The sequence below is a fragment of the Frateuria sp. GZRe14 genome (genome assembly GCF_051900395.1).
GTDB lineage: Bacteria > Pseudomonadota > Gammaproteobacteria > Xanthomonadales > Rhodanobacteraceae > Frateuria_A > Frateuria_A edaphi.
This window is the reverse complement of sequence record NZ_JBHZGJ010000001.1, coordinates 340,300-357,117: the sequence shown is the minus strand read 5'-3', so window position 1 is coordinate 357,117 and position 16,818 is coordinate 340,300. Positions and strand designations below refer to the sequence as shown.

The 16,818-nt window shown below is 69.6% G+C and carries 15 protein-coding genes; 10 read left to right on the top strand and 5 right to left on the bottom strand.

All coding sequences use genetic code 11. The features are described 5' to 3' along the window. The first annotated feature begins 289 nt into the window (after positions 1–289). Entirely contained in the window at positions 290–781 is a 492-nt protein-coding gene (locus ACFWZ1_RS01650) for a GAF domain-containing protein (protein ID WP_439666857.1), read from the top strand. A gap of 31 nt (positions 782–812) precedes the next feature. On the opposite strand, the gene yihA is transcribed toward ACFWZ1_RS01650, so the two are convergent. Then, positions 813–1,445 carry a ribosome biogenesis GTP-binding protein YihA/YsxC gene (gene yihA, locus ACFWZ1_RS01645; RefSeq protein ID WP_231323052.1) on the bottom strand — a complete coding sequence of 211 codons (633 nt, stop codon included), beginning with the start codon at positions 1,443–1,445 and terminating at the stop codon, positions 813–815. Positions 1,446–1,561: 116 nt separating this feature from the next. Here yihA and ACFWZ1_RS01640 point away from each other — a divergent pair, with 116 nt between their 5' ends. The 6 genes from ACFWZ1_RS01640 (at position 1,562) to ACFWZ1_RS01615 (ending at position 5,869) form a co-directional block, all read left to right on the top strand. After that, a complete protein-coding gene (locus tag ACFWZ1_RS01640) occupies positions 1,562–2,389 on the top strand; it encodes a c-type cytochrome (RefSeq protein ID WP_439665213.1) in 828 nt (275 codons plus the stop codon). 90 nt (positions 2,390–2,479) lie between these two features. Further along, positions 2,480–3,370, top strand: coding sequence for a thiol:disulfide interchange protein DsbA/DsbL (locus tag ACFWZ1_RS01635; RefSeq protein WP_439665212.1), 891 nt, complete (start codon positions 2,480–2,482; stop codon positions 3,368–3,370). 21 nt (positions 3,371–3,391) lie between these two features. Next, complete coding sequence (locus ACFWZ1_RS01630) at positions 3,392–3,916, top strand: GNAT family N-acetyltransferase (protein WP_439665211.1); 525 nt, start codon at positions 3,392–3,394, stop codon at positions 3,914–3,916. Further along, on the top strand, positions 3,913–4,563 hold the full coding sequence (locus tag ACFWZ1_RS01625) for a thiol:disulfide interchange protein DsbA/DsbL (protein WP_439665210.1): 651 nt from the start codon (positions 3,913–3,915) through the stop codon (positions 4,561–4,563). The genes ACFWZ1_RS01630 and ACFWZ1_RS01625 overlap by 4 nt, the downstream gene beginning before the upstream one ends. Positions 4,564–4,643: 80 nt before the next feature. After that, the gene (locus tag ACFWZ1_RS01620) at positions 4,644–5,459 is read left to right on the top strand and encodes an endonuclease/exonuclease/phosphatase family protein (RefSeq protein ID WP_231323043.1); all 816 of its coding nucleotides are present in this window, start codon (positions 4,644–4,646) and stop codon (positions 5,457–5,459) included. Further along, positions 5,456–5,869 (top strand): hypothetical protein, encoded by a 414-nt coding sequence (locus ACFWZ1_RS01615; protein ID WP_231323041.1) that lies wholly within the window; start codon positions 5,456–5,458, stop codon positions 5,867–5,869. The genes ACFWZ1_RS01620 and ACFWZ1_RS01615 overlap by 4 nt, the downstream gene beginning before the upstream one ends. Here the strand turns inward: ACFWZ1_RS01615 and ACFWZ1_RS01610 are convergent. Then, positions 5,783–7,327 carry a glycoside hydrolase family 17 gene (locus ACFWZ1_RS01610; protein WP_439665209.1) on the bottom strand — a complete coding sequence of 515 codons (1,545 nt, stop codon included), beginning with the start codon at positions 7,325–7,327 and terminating at the stop codon, positions 5,783–5,785. The genes ACFWZ1_RS01615 and ACFWZ1_RS01610 overlap by 87 nt on opposite strands. A gap of 149 nt (positions 7,328–7,476) precedes the next feature. Here ACFWZ1_RS01610 and ACFWZ1_RS01605 point away from each other — a divergent pair, with 149 nt between their 5' ends. From ACFWZ1_RS01605 to ACFWZ1_RS01595, 3 genes are all read left to right on the top strand, one after another. Beyond that, positions 7,477–9,522, top strand: a complete 2,046-nt coding sequence (locus ACFWZ1_RS01605; RefSeq protein ID WP_439665208.1) for a transglycosylase SLT domain-containing protein — start codon at positions 7,477–7,479, stop codon at positions 9,520–9,522. Position 9,523: 1 nt separating this feature from the next. Next, on the top strand, positions 9,524–10,756 hold the full coding sequence (locus ACFWZ1_RS01600; protein WP_439665207.1) for a multifunctional CCA addition/repair protein: 1,233 nt from the start codon (positions 9,524–9,526) through the stop codon (positions 10,754–10,756). A 259-nt stretch (positions 10,757–11,015) separates the two neighbouring features. Then, on the top strand, positions 11,016–13,010 hold the full coding sequence (locus ACFWZ1_RS01595; protein WP_439665206.1) for an LTA synthase family protein: 1,995 nt from the start codon (positions 11,016–11,018) through the stop codon (positions 13,008–13,010). Between the two features lie 186 nt (positions 13,011–13,196). Here the strand turns inward: ACFWZ1_RS01595 and ACFWZ1_RS01590 are convergent, their stop codons facing one another. From ACFWZ1_RS01590 to ACFWZ1_RS01580, 3 genes are read right to left on the bottom strand one after another with little or no spacing between them, the layout of a single operon-like run. Then, complete coding sequence (locus ACFWZ1_RS01590) at positions 13,197–14,405, bottom strand: ABC transporter permease (RefSeq protein ID WP_439665205.1); 1,209 nt, start codon at positions 14,403–14,405, stop codon at positions 13,197–13,199. Then, entirely contained in the window at positions 14,402–15,136 is a 735-nt protein-coding gene (locus ACFWZ1_RS01585; protein WP_231323031.1) for an ABC transporter ATP-binding protein, read from the bottom strand. The genes ACFWZ1_RS01590 and ACFWZ1_RS01585 overlap by 4 nt, the downstream gene beginning before the upstream one ends. Beyond that, complete coding sequence (locus ACFWZ1_RS01580; RefSeq protein WP_439665204.1) at positions 15,133–16,707, bottom strand: alpha/beta hydrolase; 1,575 nt, start codon at positions 16,705–16,707, stop codon at positions 15,133–15,135. Before ACFWZ1_RS01580 ends, ACFWZ1_RS01585 begins: the two co-directional genes overlap by 4 nt. Between the last annotated feature and the right edge of the window lie 111 nt (positions 16,708–16,818).

The window sequence follows — 16,818 nt, the reverse complement described above, 5'->3', positions numbered from 1 at the left end:
AGTCCCTGATTGAGCCGTGCGAACCGGGCATGTTCCCCGCCGTGCCGGGCGCGGGCAAGCGCCTGGCGTCTCGGGGGAGCCCATGGCGACGACGGAAGCGCGTGGTGAGCGGTCCGATCAGGAACATCAACGCGTGCACCACTCGCCGCCGATCGCCCGCAGGGTGCGCGTGAAGGCGAACGCGCCATCCACACCTCGAATGCCCTCGCGCTGCCCGATCGGGCTCTTCGAGGGTCTCCTCACCTGGGTGTCGGCGCATAATACGGGCTTTGCCGCCGGGTACGCGCCGATGTTCCACCTCGCCGAAACCACCTACGCCAGCAAGCGCGAACACTACGCGGACCTCGCCAGCCAGGCGCGCGGCCTGCTCGCCGACGAGCGCGACCTGATCGCCAACGCGGCCAACTTCAGCGCGCTGGTGTTCAACAGCCTGCCCGATCTCAACTGGGCCGGTTTCTACCTGTTCGACGGTACCGAGCTGGTGGTCGGCCCGTTCCAGGGCAAGCCCGCCTGCGTGCGCATCGCGCTGGGTCGCGGCGTCTGTGGCGCCGCGGCGCGCACGCGCCAGATCCAGCTCGTGCACGACGTCAACGCGTTCGAGGGGCACATCGCCTGCGACGCGGCCTCGCAGTCGGAGATCGTGGTGCCGCTGGTCAGGCCCGATGGCTCGCTGCTGGGCGTGTGGGACGTGGACAGTCCGCACGTGGGCCGTTTCGATGAAGACGATCGCGAAGGCATGGCGGCGCTGTGCGAGGTGTTCATGGCGTCGCTGGGTCGCTGAGCGCTCTGCGGGAGGACGCTTGTCCTCAGGGCTAGCCGCGCGGCGTGCGCAGCAGCGCCAGCACCGCCTCGCGCGCCGGCTCCACACCGGTGCCGTCGGCGGAGGAAAACACTTGCGCGCTGGCCTGTACCCCATCGGCGAATCCCTTGCGCACCGCCGCCAGCGACTGCATCGCCTGGTTGCGCGAGAGCTTGTCCGCCTTGGTCAGCAGCAGGTGGCAGGGCAGGTTCGTCTCGAAGCAGAAGTCGAGCATCATCCGGTCGAATTCCTTCAGCGGATGGCGGATGTCGGCGATCAGCACGACGCCGCGAAGGCTGCGCCGGCGATGCAGGTAGGCGTCGATCTCCAGCTTCCAGTGCTCGCGCAGTTCCTCCGGCACCTTGGCGTAGCCGTAGCCGGGGAGGTCGATCAGGCGCGCCTCCAGCGGCGCCTCGCCCTCGCCCTGCGCGAGCGGCGGCAGCGAGAAGGCGACCATCTGCTGCGTGCGCCCGGGCGTCTTGGAGGTGCGCGCCAGCCCCTTGTGCCCGGTCAGCGCATTGAGTGCGCTGGACTTGCCGGCGTTGGAACGTCCGGCGAACGCCACTTCGGCGCCTTGGTCGGCGGGCAACTGGCTGATGCGGTGGGCGGCCAGCACGAACTGCGCGCCGTTGAGCGGATTGGGCATGGGAACGGTTTGACCCGGATGCTGTGGGGCGGGGATAATTCGGCGGTTTCTGCCTGCCGCAAGCCATGTTGGCAGCGGTCCGCGGCGGATCAAGCCGTCTTTCGGGAGACAAGTGTATGAGTTTTCGGTCCGCCGGTTTCCGGCCCGCTGCCCTCGGCGGCATGATCGCCCTGGTGTTCGCGCTGTCCGCCAGCGCGGTCGTCGCGCAGGACGCCAAGCCCGCGACTAGCGCGCCGGCCGCCACCAGCACCGCGCCGTCGCCGACGGCCAACGGTCAGCAGGCCGCCGCCACGCCGACCGCCGCCGCTTCCGCCGCGCAGACGGCCGCGCCGGCCGAAGTCGCCGCCGTGGCCAAGCCCGGTGACGCGACCGCCGGCCAGGGCAAGGCCGCCGCCTGCGGCGCCTGCCACGGCATGGATGGCAACTCCAGCGACGCGCAGTACCCGAAGCTGGCCGGCCAGCATGAGGCGTACATCGTCCGCCAGCTGACCCACTTCAAGGCGGGCCAGCGCCAGAACCCGATCATGATGGGCATGGCCGCGCCGCTGTCCGAGCAGGACATGCATGACCTGGGCGCCTATTTCTCGACCAAGCAGTCGCTGCCTGGCGTGGCCGATGCCGCGCTGGTCCAGCAGGGCGAAACACTGTTCCGCCAGGGTGACCTCGAACGCGGCATCCCCGCCTGCATGGCCTGCCACAGCATCGATGGCCGCGGTAACCCCGGTGCGGCCTATCCGCAGCTGACCAGCCAGCACGCGCAGTACATCGAGAAGACCCTCAAGTCCTGGCGCGACGGCACCACCTGGGGCGACGATGCGCAGGCCAAGATCATGCCGGCGATCGCCAAGAAGCTCGACGACAAGGACATCGCGGCGTTGTCCAGCTATGTCGAAGGCCTGCACGTGAACGACGCGGCGGGCCCGAACAAGCCGGCCACGCCCTGATCGAACCACACGCCGGCCCCATGCCGGCGTGTCCGTTTCCAGCCCTTGGGATGCCCACGCGCATCCCCGGCCCCAAGCCCCGAGGTTTCCATGCTCAAGCGCCTGCCGATCCTGTGTGCCGCCCTGCTCGCCCTCGCCGCGTGCAGCCATGACAGCGATACCGGCAACGCGCCCGCGACACCGAGCCCAAGCACCACCGCGGCAACTGCCCCGGCCGCCAACACGGCGCCGGCCGCGAGCGGCACGAGCGCCACCCCGGGCACCGGCGCCAGCGCACCGGCCAGCGCGGCCACTATTGCCACTACCGCCACGGCCCCGGCCAGCGCGCCGACTGCGCCGCCGGCCGAGCCGTTCGTCGACGACGGCAAGTGGGTCGAGGGCAAGAACTACTTCCGCATCGAGCCGGCCCAGTCCAAGGCCACCTCCACCGACAAGATCGAGGTGACCGAGGTGTTCTCCTACGGCTGCCCGGCCTGCAACCAGTTCCATCCGGTGGTCGGCCAGCTCGCCGCGAGCCTGCCGTCCAACGCCGTGATGGCCTACCTGCCGGCCTCGTTCATCCCGCAGGAGAACTGGCCGATGCTGCAGCGCGCCTACTTCACCGCCAAGGCGCTGGGCGTGGCCGAGAAGTGCAACGACGCGATGTACGACGCGGTGTGGAAGAGCGGCGAGCTGTCCGCTATGAACCAGGCGGGCAACGGCCTCAAGCCGCATGATGCGCTGCCGACCATCGCCGACGCCGCCAAGGTCTATGCCAAGTGCGGCGCCGATCCGAAGGAATTCGTCGCGGTCGCCAACTCCTTCAGCATCAACACGCAGATGAAGCGCGCCGACGACCTGATCAAGGCCTACGGCGTCACCGGCACGCCGACCGTGATCGTCAACGGCAAGTACCGCTTCGACGTGAGCGAAGCCGGCGGCTACCCGCAGACCATCGAGCTGGCCAAATGGCTGGTGGCGAAGGAAGCGGCCGGGAAATAAACGGCCCTGCCCGCCACATCCGTGCGGGTCGCTCTCGAAGCACTGTCGCGCGAGCACCTGGGTGAGCTTGCGCAAGGCCGCATCCCGGCCGGGCTGGCCGCACGCGCCCTGGCCGGCGCCTTGCCACCGGCCAAGGTCGCGTCCCGGGCGCTGGCTCGCCGGGACGCCGGCCACGCGCAGCCGTGGTGCGAGGTCTTCGCCGTCGCGAGGGCGTCGGATGGCACCATCGTGGGCGGCTGCGGTTTCAAGGGCGACCCGGTGGACGGTCGCGCCGGCATCTTCTACGGCGTAGCGCCCGCGCAGCGCGGCCAGGGGATCGCCACGGCTGCCGTCAGGCAGTTGGTGGCGCGCGCTTTCGCCCAGGGCACGCAGGGCGTCCTGGCGGAAATCCTGCCGGGGAACATTGCGTCCGAACGCACGGTCCAGGCTTGCGGATTCGTGCGCCTTGGCGAGCACGTCGCCGAGGATGGCGAAGTGGTGGTTCAATGGTTGGCTCGCGAAACACATCCGCTCTTCATGCATCCGGTTCCAGGGAGTAATCCATGATCAAGCACCTCGCCCGCCTGCGCTTGCTGACCCTGCTCGGCGGCCTGCTGTTGGCCACCGCCTGCAGTGCCTCGCCGGAAACCCCGGTGCCGTTCACCGAGGGCGAGCAGTACGTGACGCTGCCGGGGCCGCACCAGCGGCTGAGCCCCGAAGGCAAGGTCGAAGTGGTCGAGGTGTTCTCCTACGGCTGCGTCCATTGCGCGCACTTCGCGCCGACCGCCGAGGAACTGCGCAAGTCGCTACCCAAGGGCGTGGTGTTCAAGCTGCTGCCGGCGCCGTTCAACGATGCCTGGATGCCCTATGCCCGTGCTTACTACGCGGCCAGGCAACTGGGCGTGGTCGATCGCACCCACCTGGCCCTGTTCAAGGCCAAGTTCGAGGATCACTACCCGATCGGCACCCTGGACGAGCTGGCCGATTTCTACGCGCGCCAGGGCGTGGACCGCGCGAAGTTCCTGCGGATCGCCAACTCCGACGCGGCGACGGCGCAGATGAAGAAGGACTTCGACCTGCTGCAGAAGTGGCAGATCGACGGCACCCCGACCATCGTGGTGGACGGCAAGTACCGTAGCGCGCAGGTGAAGACGCTGGACGAACTGGTCAAGCTCACCCGCTGGCTGGTCGACCGCGAGCTGGCCGGCAAGTAACGCGGCGCGCTTCGCGTTCACGCACGGCAGGCGATCCTCGTCGCGACCGCTCGCCCCGTCCCGACTGCCTATCGCCCTCAATGACCAGCGCCGCAAAAGCTTCCCCTGACAAGGCTCCCGCCGAGCGCCGCCTGCGGCTGCTCAGCTGCAACATCCTGGCCGGCGCCAGCGTGCAGCGTTATCACGAATACGTGACCCGCAGCATCAACGCGGTGTTGCCCGGCCGCAGCAAGCTGGACAACCTCGACCGGTTGGCCGAGGTACTGCCGCAATTCGACGTGATCGGCCTGCAGGAGGCCGATGCCGGCAGCCTGCGCTCGGGCTTTCTCAACCAGACCCGCTACCTGGCCGAGGCCTCGGGCCTGCCGTTCTGGAGCCACCAGCCGAACCGGCCGATGGCGCGGCTGGCGCATTCGGCCAATGGCCTGATCAGCCGGATGGAGCCGCACAGCGTCTACGACTACCCGCTGCCCAGCCGCATTCCCGGGCGCGGCGCCTTGCTGGTGCGCTACGGCGACGAGGCGCAGGCGCTGACCGTGATGATCGCCCACCTCTCGCTATCGGCGCAGGCGCGCGCGCGCCAGCTCGCCTTCATCGCCGAGGTGCTGCACGGCTATCCCAACGTGGTGCTGATGGGCGATCTCAACACCGAGGCGCACAGCGCCGAGATGCGCCACCTGTTCGCGCGCTGCAGCCTGCAGCCGCCGGAGCAACCGACGCCCACCTTCCCGAGCTGGAAGCCGCGGCGGGCGCTGGATCACATCCTGCTCTCCGAGTCGCTCACCCTGGAACGCGTGTGGGCGCTGCCCCAGGCGTTCTCCGATCACCTGCCGCTGGCGGCGGAAATCCGCCTGCCCGCCCCACTGGCGCCACGCGCCCAACGGTTGCGCCGATGACCCGCACGCTGCGCCTGGTCGTGCCCTGGTTCACCCTCGCGCTGGTGGCGCTCGCCGCCTCGGCATTGCGCTACGGCGTGATCGAGCCGCCGGCGGTGGCCAACCTCTGCACCGCCGGCGGTGGTCCGGGCTGGTGCGCCTGGCGGGAGTGGGCCGTGCTCGGCTTCCTGGGCTACGCCTACGGCTATGCGGCGCTCACCGCCGCCTTCATCGCGCTGTTCTGGCGCCACCCGCTCGCCGCGTGGCTGGCGGCTGCGCTGGGCGTGGCCGCGCTGGTCCTGTATTGCTTCGAGGCTGGCGCGTTCGCGCTGCTGGTCGGGGCGCTACGGCTGCTGCGGGTGCAGGCGGATGCGTTGCCTCCACGCAGCCAGTACCGGGATGGCGAGCGCAAGGTTCAGCCCCAGCCATAGCCAGGCCGTGAGGTTCAGTCCTACCTCTTGCACCACCACCAGCGTCCCGAGCGCCGGCAGCAGCCCGGCCAGCAGGCGGTGCTCCAGCGGCGGGCGCGCCGGCTGCGGATCGAGCCAGGCAACGAGCGCGTAGCCCAGGCAGGGCAGCGCGTACAGGCCGAGCGGGAAGTCGCGGTAGCGGCCGTCGAACACCAGCAGCAGGTCGTACCAGGCCAAGGCGAACAGCCAGCCCAGCGACAGCCACGCCGGTGGTGCCGAGCCTGGCTCCCGGCCGCTCAGACGACGCGCCAGCCCACGCGCGAGCCAAAGCGTCGTCGCCAGTGCCGCCACGCAGGCGGCGACGGATACGCCCGATTCGAGCAGGTCGCGGCAGGCATAGACCATCTGCCGACCCTGCCAAGCCAGCGCGGCGCCACTGGCGAAACCGGCCAGCACCAGGCCGCCGGCACCGCGCCACGAGCGCGTCCCGCCGGCCAAGCCGAACAGCAGCGCCCCGAGCGCCCCGGCGATCCAGCCCCACCACCAGCGCGGCTCCTCCACCACCGGCCCGGTCATCGCAAACTTCGGCCGTGCATCCACGTCGAAGATGCCCCAGTAGCCGCCGACGGTGCCTTCCTGCACGCGCTTCCACGGCTGGTCGAACGCCTCGATCACGTTGTAGGGCATGTGCACCTTCGCCGCGTGGCCGAGGAACTCGCGCAGGTAGCGCGCCTCGTTGACCAGCGTCGCGCGGGCCGCGCGGCGCGGGCGACCCGCGCTGGGCCAGCCGGTCTCGCCGATCATCACCCGTTTGCCGGGAAACGCGCGCTGCATCTGCGCGTAGACCTGCGCCACGTGGCGCACGGCATGCTCGGGCGGCACCGGCTCGTCTTCCCAGTACGGCAGGATGTGGATAGTCAGGTAGTCGACCGCCTCGACCATCCGCGGATAGCGCAACCAGAACTCCCACACGTCGGCATAGGTCACCGGCACCGACGCCGGGACCGCGGCGCGCACCTGTCGCACGTAGCCGGCCAGTGTTTCCGGCGCGAGCTCGCCGCGCAGCAGCACCTCATTGCCGACGATGACCCCGCGCAGCACGTCGGCATTGGCGTTGGCCGTGGCGATGCCCTTGGCGATTTCCTGCGCGTTGGCGGTCGGGTCGCGGCCCAGCCAGATGCCCATCAGCACCTGCATGCCGTAGCGCCGGGCGATCGACGGCACCGCCGCCAGGCCTTGGCCCTGCGAGTAGGTACGCACGCAGTCGAAGCGTTGCGACAGCGCGCGCAGGTCGGCGTCGATGCGCTCGGGGGTGATGAAGGTGGCCGGGTCGTAGGGTGTCTCGCCCGGCCGGCGATACGGCGCATACGACACGCAGGCGATGCGCGAGGACGGCGCATCCGGCAGCGCCACCGGGCGCCCCATCCACCACCAGCCGATCACGCCGGCCAGGGCCGCCAGCACGAGCGCGACCCACACGGGCCAGTGCGGGCGGGAGCGGGACGCAGAAGCTACGGCCATGGGTGTGCGCGGTCCAACCAAAACGACGAGCTTACTGGCAGGAGCCCTGCAGGGCACGGGCGATGCCATTAACGCTGCGCTTACCGGCCCTTACTACACTTGTGACGATGACCCCGAACGCCTCCCCGGCCGCGCGCGCGCGGCGCCCCTTGTCGTACCTCCTGTTCGCCCTGACCGCCTGGTGTCTCCTCGCGGCGACGGCGCATGCCACGCCCTCGCTGGCCGAGCAGCGCATCGCCTTCCGGCAGGCCTGGGCCGTGGCGCAACAGGGTGGCGATGGCTGGCGCAGCTGGGCCAAGGGACTGACCGATTACCCGCTTTACCCCTATCTGGAGGAAGCGGCGCTGGAACGCGATGTGGACACGCTCGACCGTGCCACCGTCGCCGGCTTCCTCGATCGCTACCCCGACCTGCTGCCGGCCGCCGACCTGCGCCGCGCGTGGCTGCGCAGCCAGGCGCGCGCGCAGCACTGGGATGATTTCCTGGCGCTGTACCAGCCCGGCCTCGGCGACACGCTGACCTGCGATGCGCTGCAGGCAAAGCTGGCGCAGGGCGGCACGCTGGACTTCGAACGCGACCTCGCCGCGCTGTGGAGCAAGCCCAGCCTGCCCAACGCCTGCGACCCGGTGCTCGACGCCGCGCACGATGCCGGTCTGCTCACCAACGCACGTCTGTGGACGCGCCTCGACCGCGCGCTCGACGCCGGCCAGGGCGGTACCGTCGCCGCGCTGGCGGCCTGGCTGTCGGGCGACGAAGGAAAGGCCGCCGCGCGCCTGGCCCAGGCGCTGCGCGACCCCGCCGCCGCCGTCGCCGATGCACTGAACTGGCCCGACACGCCGCGCCACCGCCAGGCTGCCGCGCTGGCGCTGAAGCGTCTGGCCCGGCGCGACACCGACGCCGCCGATGCCGGCTGGCAGCGCCTCGCGCCGCGCTTCAGCTTCACCCCCACCCAGCGCGATGGCGTGCTCTACGCGCTGGCGCTGTTCCACGCCACCGACTTCGACGAGCACGCGCTGGTCCGCCTGGCCAGCCTTCCCGCCGACGTCCAGACCGACACCAGCCGCGAATGGCGCGCTCGCGTGGCGCTGGCGCGGCAGGACTGGCCCGCCGTGCTGGCCGCCATCGACGCGATGCCCGCTGGCCAGCAGGACGAGGACGAGTGGCGCTATTTCCGGGCCCGCGCGCTGGCGGCGAGCGGCCAGGCCGACCAGGCCAACGCGCTTTACGCAAAGCTGGCGCAGGAGCCGACGTACTACGGCTTTCTCGCCGCCGACCGCGTGCAGGACGACTACGCGATCTGCCCGCTCGATCCGCCCGACGACGGGCAGCGCGAGCAGGCCCTGCTGGCCAGGCCCGGCCTGCAACGGGCCTTCGAACTGTTCGCCGTGGACCTGCCGCAGCTGGCGCGGCGCGAGTGGTCGCGCGCGCTCGCCGACGCCGATGCCACCACGTTGCGGGTCGCCGCGCGGCTGGCTTACGAACGCGGCTGGTATGACCGCGCCGTGTTCACCTATTCCAGCGGCGACGCCCTGCGTTACTACGACCAACGCTTCCCGCTGGCCAGCCAGGACGGCGTGGTGCCACAAGCGCAGCAGGCCGGCATCGACCCGTCGTGGGCCTACGCGATCGCCCGCGCCGAAAGTGCCTGGATGAGCGACGCGCACTCGGGCGCCGACGCGCGCGGCCTGATGCAGCTCGTGCCGGCCACCGCGGCGCAGGTCGCCAGGAAGAACGGGCTGGCCTGGGGCGGCGGCGAGTCGCTGTACGACCCGGCCGTCAACATCATGCTCGGCACACGTTACCTGGCGCAGATGGCCGCGCGTTTCAACGGCGCGCCGTGGCTGGCCAGCGCCGCCTACAACGCCGGTCCCAACAAGGTCGACCAGTGGCTGGGCGAACGCGGCAGCTTGCCGCCGGACCTGTTCGTGGCGACCATTCCCTACCATGAGACCCGCGACTACGTGGCCCGCGTGATGGCCTTTGCCGTGATCTACGACTGGCGCCTGTCCGGCAAGGCCCTGCCGCTGGCCTCACGGATGCCGGCGATCGGCCAGCCGTATAACCTTCCGGACGCCCATGCGCCGCGCAAGGACGTGACCTGCCCCGCAATGGCATCGGCCGCCCCGGATGCTGCCACCGGCGCGACGCACTGACATGCGCCGCTACCTGGTCGGCGGTGCGGTGCGCGACCGGCTGCTGGATCGCCCGGTCGTCGACCACGACCACGTGGTCGTGGGCGCCACCCCCGACGACATGCTGGCCCGGGGCTTCAGGCCGGTAGGCAAGGATTTCCCGGTCTTCCTGCACCCGGACACGGGCGAGGAGTACGCGCTGGCGCGCACCGAGCGCAAGACCGGACGCGGCTACCACGGCTTCGCCTTCCACGCCGATCCGGGCGTGACACTGGAAGAGGACCTGGCCCGGCGCGACCTCACCATCAACGCCATCGCGCAGGACGAGGACGGCACGCTGGTCGATCCCTTCCACGGCCAGCGCGACATCGGGCAGCGCGTGCTGCGGCACGTCTCGCCGGCGTTCGTGGAGGATCCGGTGCGCCTGCTGCGCGTGGCGCGTTTCGCCGCGCGCTTCGCGCCACTGGGTTTCCACGTGGCCGGGGAGACCATGGCGCTGATGCGCGCAATGGTCGCCGACGGCGAGGTCGACCATCTGGTGCCCGAGCGTGTGTGGGCCGAAACCCGTCGCGCGCTTGCCGAAGCGCAACCGTCGGCATTCGTGCGCGTGCTCCGCGAAGCGGGCGCGCTGGCGGTGCTGTTTCCGGAAGTCGACGCGCTCTATGGCGTGCCGCAACGGGCCGAATACCATCCGGAGGTCGATACCGGCGTGCACCTTGAACTGGTGCTGGACATGGCCGCGCGCCTGGCGCCCGGTGACGACCTGGTCGGTTTCTGCGCGTTGTGCCACGACCTGGGCAAGGCATGCACGCCGGCGGACGTCCTGCCCAGCCACATCGGCCATGAACACGCCGGCGTGGCGCCGCTGCGCGCGCTGGCCGCGCGACTGAAGGTGCCTGCAGAGCATGCCGCGCTGGCCGAACTGGTCTGCCGCGAACACCTCAACGCGCATCGCGCGCTGGAGTTGAAACCGGCCACCGTGCTGCGGCTGCTGACCAGGCTCGACGCCCTGCGCCGACCGCAGCGGCTGGAGACGTTCCTCACCGTCTGCGAGGCCGACAAGCGCGGGCGACTGGGGCAGGCGGAAGCGGCGTACCCACAAGCGGGATTCCTGCGTGCGGCGCGGGAGGCGGCGGGCGCCGTGGGCGCGAACGAATTCGTGGAACGCGGCCTCACCGGTCCGGCGATCGGCGAAGCGATGGAGAAGGCGCGCATAGTGGCGATCGCCGCCGTCCCCAAGCCCGCCGCCGGTTGAGCGCCTCTCCGCTGCCCGGGGAGGGCCGGGGTGAGGAGTCGAGGCATGCGGAGCAGTGCAGACGAAGCCCCGCGTGCGCCTGCTTCCGGCGAAAAAAGAACTGTCGTGCCACGGCGGTTCGGACGTGCCCCGCCCCTGCTCCAACTCTCTCCCGGGAGGGAAGAAGGGGCCGGGAGTTTCCGCGCGCCCGCGGCCTGCTAAGCGCCGGCCAAGCCCGACGCTGTATAAAGACCCGTTGCATTCCGGACCCGACCAAGCCATGTCCTTGACCGCCATGCCCGACCGCCCGCTCCGCCAGCGCTTTCGTCCGCTGTGGTGGCTCGGCGTCACTTACCTGTTGATCGGTGCCGTCACCCGCATCGTGCTGCTGGCGATGACCGGCCCCGGCGTTCCGCACAATCCCTTGTACTGGCTCTACGCCTTCGGCATCGGCGCCTGCTACGACCTGGTCACGCTGCTCTACGTGGCCTGGCCGCTGCTGCTGTTCCTGTGGCTGGTGCCGCGGCGGACGTATGTGTCGCGCGCGGGGCAGTGGGCGCTCTATCTGCTGGCGTTGCTGCTGGTGTACTGGCTGCTGTTCGTGGCCGCCTCGGAATTCGTCTTCTGGGGCGAGTTCGGCGTGCGCTTCAACTTCATCGCGGTCGATTACCTGGTCTATACCACCGAGGTGATCGGCAACATCCGCGAGTCCTATCCGATCGGCCTCTGGATGAGCCTGATCGGCCTGCTGGCGCTCGCGATCGTCTGGCTGAGCCGCCGCTGGCTGCGTACGGTCGACGCGGGCAGCCGCTTCCTGGGCCGTGGCAAGGTGGTGCTGGGCTGGCTGGTGCTCACCATCGTTTCGGTGCTGGCGGTCAACGGCACCATGAAGGACCGCAGCGACAACACTTACGTCAACGAGCTGGCCGGCAACGGCATCTACCAGTTCTTCAACGCCTTCCGCAGCAGCCACCTGGACTACTCGCGCTTCTACCGCACGTTGCCCGATCAGGCGGCGTTCGAACGCGTGCGCAAGGGCCTGCAGACGCCCGACGCCACCTACGTCAGCAACGACCCGCACGACCTCACCCGCGCGATCCGCAACCCGGGCCCGGAGCAGCACCTGAACGTGGTGCTGATCAGCGTGGAAAGCCTGTCGGCCGATTTCCTCAAGACCTTCGGCGCCAGCCACGGCGAGATCACCCCGCACCTGGACGCGCTGGCCGGCAACAGCCTGTTCTTCGACAACGTCTACGCCAACGGCACGCGCACGGTGCGCGGGCTGGAGGCGCTGTCGCTGTCGATCCCGCCGACGCCAGGCGACTCGGTGCTGAAGATGCACCACAACGAGAACCTGTTCTCGCTGGCCGACATCTTCAACGATCGCGGCTACGTGTCGGAGTTCCTCTACGGTGGCTACGGCTACTTCGACAACATGAACTACTTCTTCGGCCACAACGGATACATTCCGGTGGACCGCAAGGACATCCCCAAGGACGCCGTCATCCACAGCGAGAATGTCTGGGGCGTGGCCGACGAGGATCTGTACACGCTGGCGTTGGGCCAGATGGACAAGATCCATGGCCAGGGCAAGCCGTTCTTCCTGCACGTCATGACCACCTCCAACCACCGCCCGTTCACCTTCCCGGAGGGACGGGTGAAGGAGCGCAACGGCACGCGCGAGGGCGCGGTGGCCTATACCGACTGGTCGATCGCGGACTTCATCGAACGCGCGCGCAAGAAGCCCTACTTCGACGACACCGTGTTCGTGATCACCGCCGACCACGATTCGTCCAGCGCCGGCAAGACCAGCCTGCCGGTTAACCGCTACCACATCCCGTTGTGGATCTACGCGCCAGGACACATCGCGCCGCGACGGGTGGATCGGTTCATGAGCCAGATCGACATCGCGCCGACGCTGCTCGGACTGCTGCACTTCAGCTACCGCAGCCGCTTCTTCGGCTACGACATCTTCCAGTTGCCGCCAGGGCGCGAGCGGGCGTTCCCGGCCACCTACGAGAAGCTGGGCTACCTGCGCCAGGGGTTGCTGACGATCCTGGAGCCCCAGAAGAAGATCGAACAGTTCCGACCCGATTTCGAGACCGGCGACGCGGCGCCGGCGCATCCGCGCAACCCGGAAGACAGCGACGACGCGACCGCGTACTACCAGGTCGCCGCCGAGCTGTTCAAACAGGGCAAGCTGGTGCGCCGACCCGAGGACAGCACGCCGGTGCAACCGCTGCCAGCGGCGGCGAGCAGCAGCGCATCGCCCTGAGCCTCGCTTCCTCTTCCCGCTGGAAGGGGAGCGATGTCGGCGCGGCAAGCACGGCGCGGCTTTCGCAGGAGGTCCCGTCGTGGCCGATGCTCCATCAATGCCCCTGACACCGCCTGTCGCTTTCCAGGCCCAACATCACGCAAGCCCTGGCTCCCTCTCCCCGACGGGAGAGGGAGCCGGTTCGCGTCAGCCCGAGATCGCCAGCCGCTCGGAGCGATAGAGCTGCATGGTCACCAGCGCGGCGATCAGCGCGGCCAGCGAGGTGCCCGCCAGGCACAGCACCAGCGGCAGGGCTCCGACGCCGTCGCCGCGCACCAAGTCGATGATGCCCAGGTGCTGGCCGAGCAGCGGCACGGCGTACATCCAGTCCTGCGGCTTGAGCGGCATCACCATCAGGAAGATGCTCGGCAGGATCGGCACCATCATCAGCAGCGACAGGTAGGTCTGCGCCTCGCGGTAGCTCTTGGCAAACGCGGCGACCAGCGATTGCAGCGCGCCCAGCAGCACGATCAGCGGCAGCTGCAGCAGCAGCACGTGCAGGGCAAAGGACGCTCCCAGATGGACTTCCATGCCGAGCTTCTCGGTCGGAATGAAGCGCCCGACGACCGAGAACGCGATCAGGCAGATCACCAGGCTTGCGGTGGAGAACGCGCAGATCGCCGCCAGCTTGCCCAGGAACACCTTCCAGCGCGGCACCGGGTTGGCGAACAGCGGCTCCAGCGACTGCCGCTCACGCTCGCCGGCGGTGAGGTCGATCGCCAGATACATGCCGCCGATGAAGATGGTCAGCACGAACAGGTACGGCAGCATGTTGAACACCAGCACCGCGCGCGACTGCGCCGTGGCCTGGTCGCGCTTGGCCACGATGACCGGCGAGGCCAGCGCCGGCGAGAGGCCCCGCGCCACCAGGCGCATGGCGCCCTGTTGGCGGGAATAGCCCTCCACCAGCTTGGTCACGCGCTCGACCGGCGTGTTGGCATCGCGCTGGGAGGAGTCGTAGATCACCTCCACCTGCACCGGTTCGCCCTTGCGCCACGCTTTCGCATAGTCCGGCGAGATGCGCAGCACCAGGTCGGCCTGCTGGTCGCGCACGGCCTGCTCTGGGTTGGCCAGCGCCGGTTGCGGCAGCACGCCGCCGGCCTTCAGCGCGCCGACCAGGTTGGGTGCGTACTGCGCGCCGATCACCGGCACGTTGAGCGGCTGTTCGGCCTTGTCCAGTTCGCGGTTGACCGTGAAGCTGATCAGCATCGTGAACAGCAGGGGCGTCAGCAGCGGACCGGTGAGGAAGGCGCTGGTGAGCGTGCGCCGGTCGCGCAGGTTCTCGCGCACTTCTTTGAGGAACACCGTGACGAACGCGCGGCTGCGGCGCAGCGGGTGGGTCTCCATCTTGTTCATGCGGCCAGTCCCTCATCGGTGCCGATCAGTTTCACGAAGGCTTCTTCCAGGTTCGCCTCGCCGGTCTGCGCGCGCAGCGCGTCGGGGGTCTCGTCCGCCACCACGCGGCCGTGCGCGATCACCACGATGCGATCGCAGAGCGCGGCCACCTCCTGCATGATGTGGCTGGAGAACAGCACGCAACGCCCCTCGGCCTTGAGCTTCAGCATGAACTGGCGCAGTGCGCGGGTGGCCATCACGTCCAGGCCGTTGGTCGGTTCGTCCAGGATCACGTTGCGCGGGTCGTGCACCAGCGCGCGCGCGATCGCGGTCTTCACCCGCTGGCCCTGCGAGAAGCCCTCGGTGCGGCGGTCGGCGATGTCGGCCATGTCCAGCGCCTCGATCAATGCTTCGCGGCGGCTGCGCACCTCCTCGTCCGGCAAGCCCTGCAGGTGCGCGAAGTAGTCGATGTTCTCGCGCGCGGTCAGGCGCTTGTACAGGCCGCGCGCATCGGGCAGCACGCCCAGGTGGCGGCGCACGGTGAGCGCGTCGGTGGCCGCGTCCGCGCCGTCGACCAGCACCTGGCCGCGGTCGGGCTTCATCAGCGTGTAGAGCATGCGCAGCGTGGTGGTCTTGCCGGCGCCGTTGGGGCCGAGCAGGCCGGTGATCTCGCCGTCGCGGGCGGTGAAGCTGACGCCGTCGACGGCTTTCACCGAGCCGAACGCCTTGTGCAGGTCCTTGACCTCGATCATGGGGTCGCTCCGTTGAAATCGATGAACAGCGGGGTCGGTTGCAGGCGGTCCAGGCAGCTCGCATCGAGCTTCTTCGGATCGAGCTTCTCGACGAAGTTCTTCACCAGCGTGGGCATGCAGCCAGCGGCGATCACGTTATGGCCCTGGCCGTTGAGTACCAGGTGGCGACCGTTGGAGAGGCCCTCGAGCACCTCCTCGCCGTAGCGCGGCGGCGTCACCGGGTCGAACTGGCCCGACAGGAGCAGCGTGGGGATCGCGGTCTTCAGCGGCTGGTGGAAGTCGGCCGGGCGCGTGCCGCGCGGCCACACCGAGCAGACCGCCTGCAAGGTGTCGATCATGCGCGTGCCCAGGATCGTGTTGGCGTCCTGCGGGCGCGGCTTGAGCAGGTCGGCATCCTCGCTGCAGATCACCGATGACTGCATGCCGCCGTTCATGCTGTCGGCCATGTCGCCGCTGATCAGCTTGGCCTGGCCCAGCAGCGGGCCGACGTCGCCGTGGGCAGCCGCATCGATCGACAGCGGCAGCAGCGCCGTGGTGACCGGCGAATAGGCGAACAGGCGCACCACGCTGGCCAGCGCGTCGTCGCTCAGCGTGCGCTCGACCGTCTGGTAGTTCTGCGGGTCGCGGAAGCTGACCTTGTGTGGGTTGGCGCGCAACGCATCGCGCAGCTGGTAGAGCGTCTGGTACGAGTCGCCGAAGCGTGCCTTGCACGAAGGCTCGGCGGTGCAGCGGGCGAACTGCGCCTTGAGCGCGTCCTCCAGGTTGCGTGCGAAGTCCTCCCCCAGTACCAGCTGGTTGGGCACCACGCCGTCGAGCAGGATGCTGCGCACGGTGTCAGGGTGATGCATGGCGTACTGCTGCGCCACGCGCGTGCCATAGGACACGCCGACCAGGTCGAAGCTCGGCGCGCCCAGCGCCTGGCGGGCGTCCTCCAGGTCGGCCACCGCGGCGGTGGTGGTGTAGAAGCGCGGGTCGGCCTTGGCCTGTACTTCCTTCAGGCAGGTCACGACCTGGGCGCGCAGGCGCTCGGCGTCGAACCCGGCGACCGCACCGGTCTTGTCGTTCTTGTCCGCCGCCTTGCAGTCCAGCGGGTTGGACTGGCCGGTGCCGCGTTGATCGATCAGCAGCACGTCGCGGTGCGCCAGCAGCGGCTCGAATGCCGGCGCGATCATCGGCCAGGTTTCGGTCGCCGCCTGGCCGGGGCCGCCGGCGAGGAACACCAGCATGTCCTTGGCCGGCACCTGCGCGTCGGAGCGGATCACCGCTAGGTTCAACTTGATCTTGCGGCTGTGCGGATCGTCGCGGTTCTCCGGCACCTCGAACGGCACGCACCACGCGGCCGTGGTCAGCCCGCTGTCGGGGCGGCCCAGTTCGCAGGCCGTCAGCGTGAGTCGACCCCGCTTCCAGGTCGCCGGCCTGGCCGCGGCCTGCGATTTGGCTGGCGCCGTCTCGGCGACCGCATCGGCGGCGTCCGTCGCCAGTGCATGCGGATGGAACTGCTTCCACGCGAGCAGGCCGAGCCCGCCGGCGATCACCACGATGCGCAACACCGTGCGCGATTTCAAAGCCATGTCCTCAACTCCCTTCACATCCCACAGATGATTCCCAGCCGCACCACTGGATCGGCGCGGGCTCCCATTTGACGTGCAGGCCGATGCGTCCGTCGCGCGATTGCCTTTTCG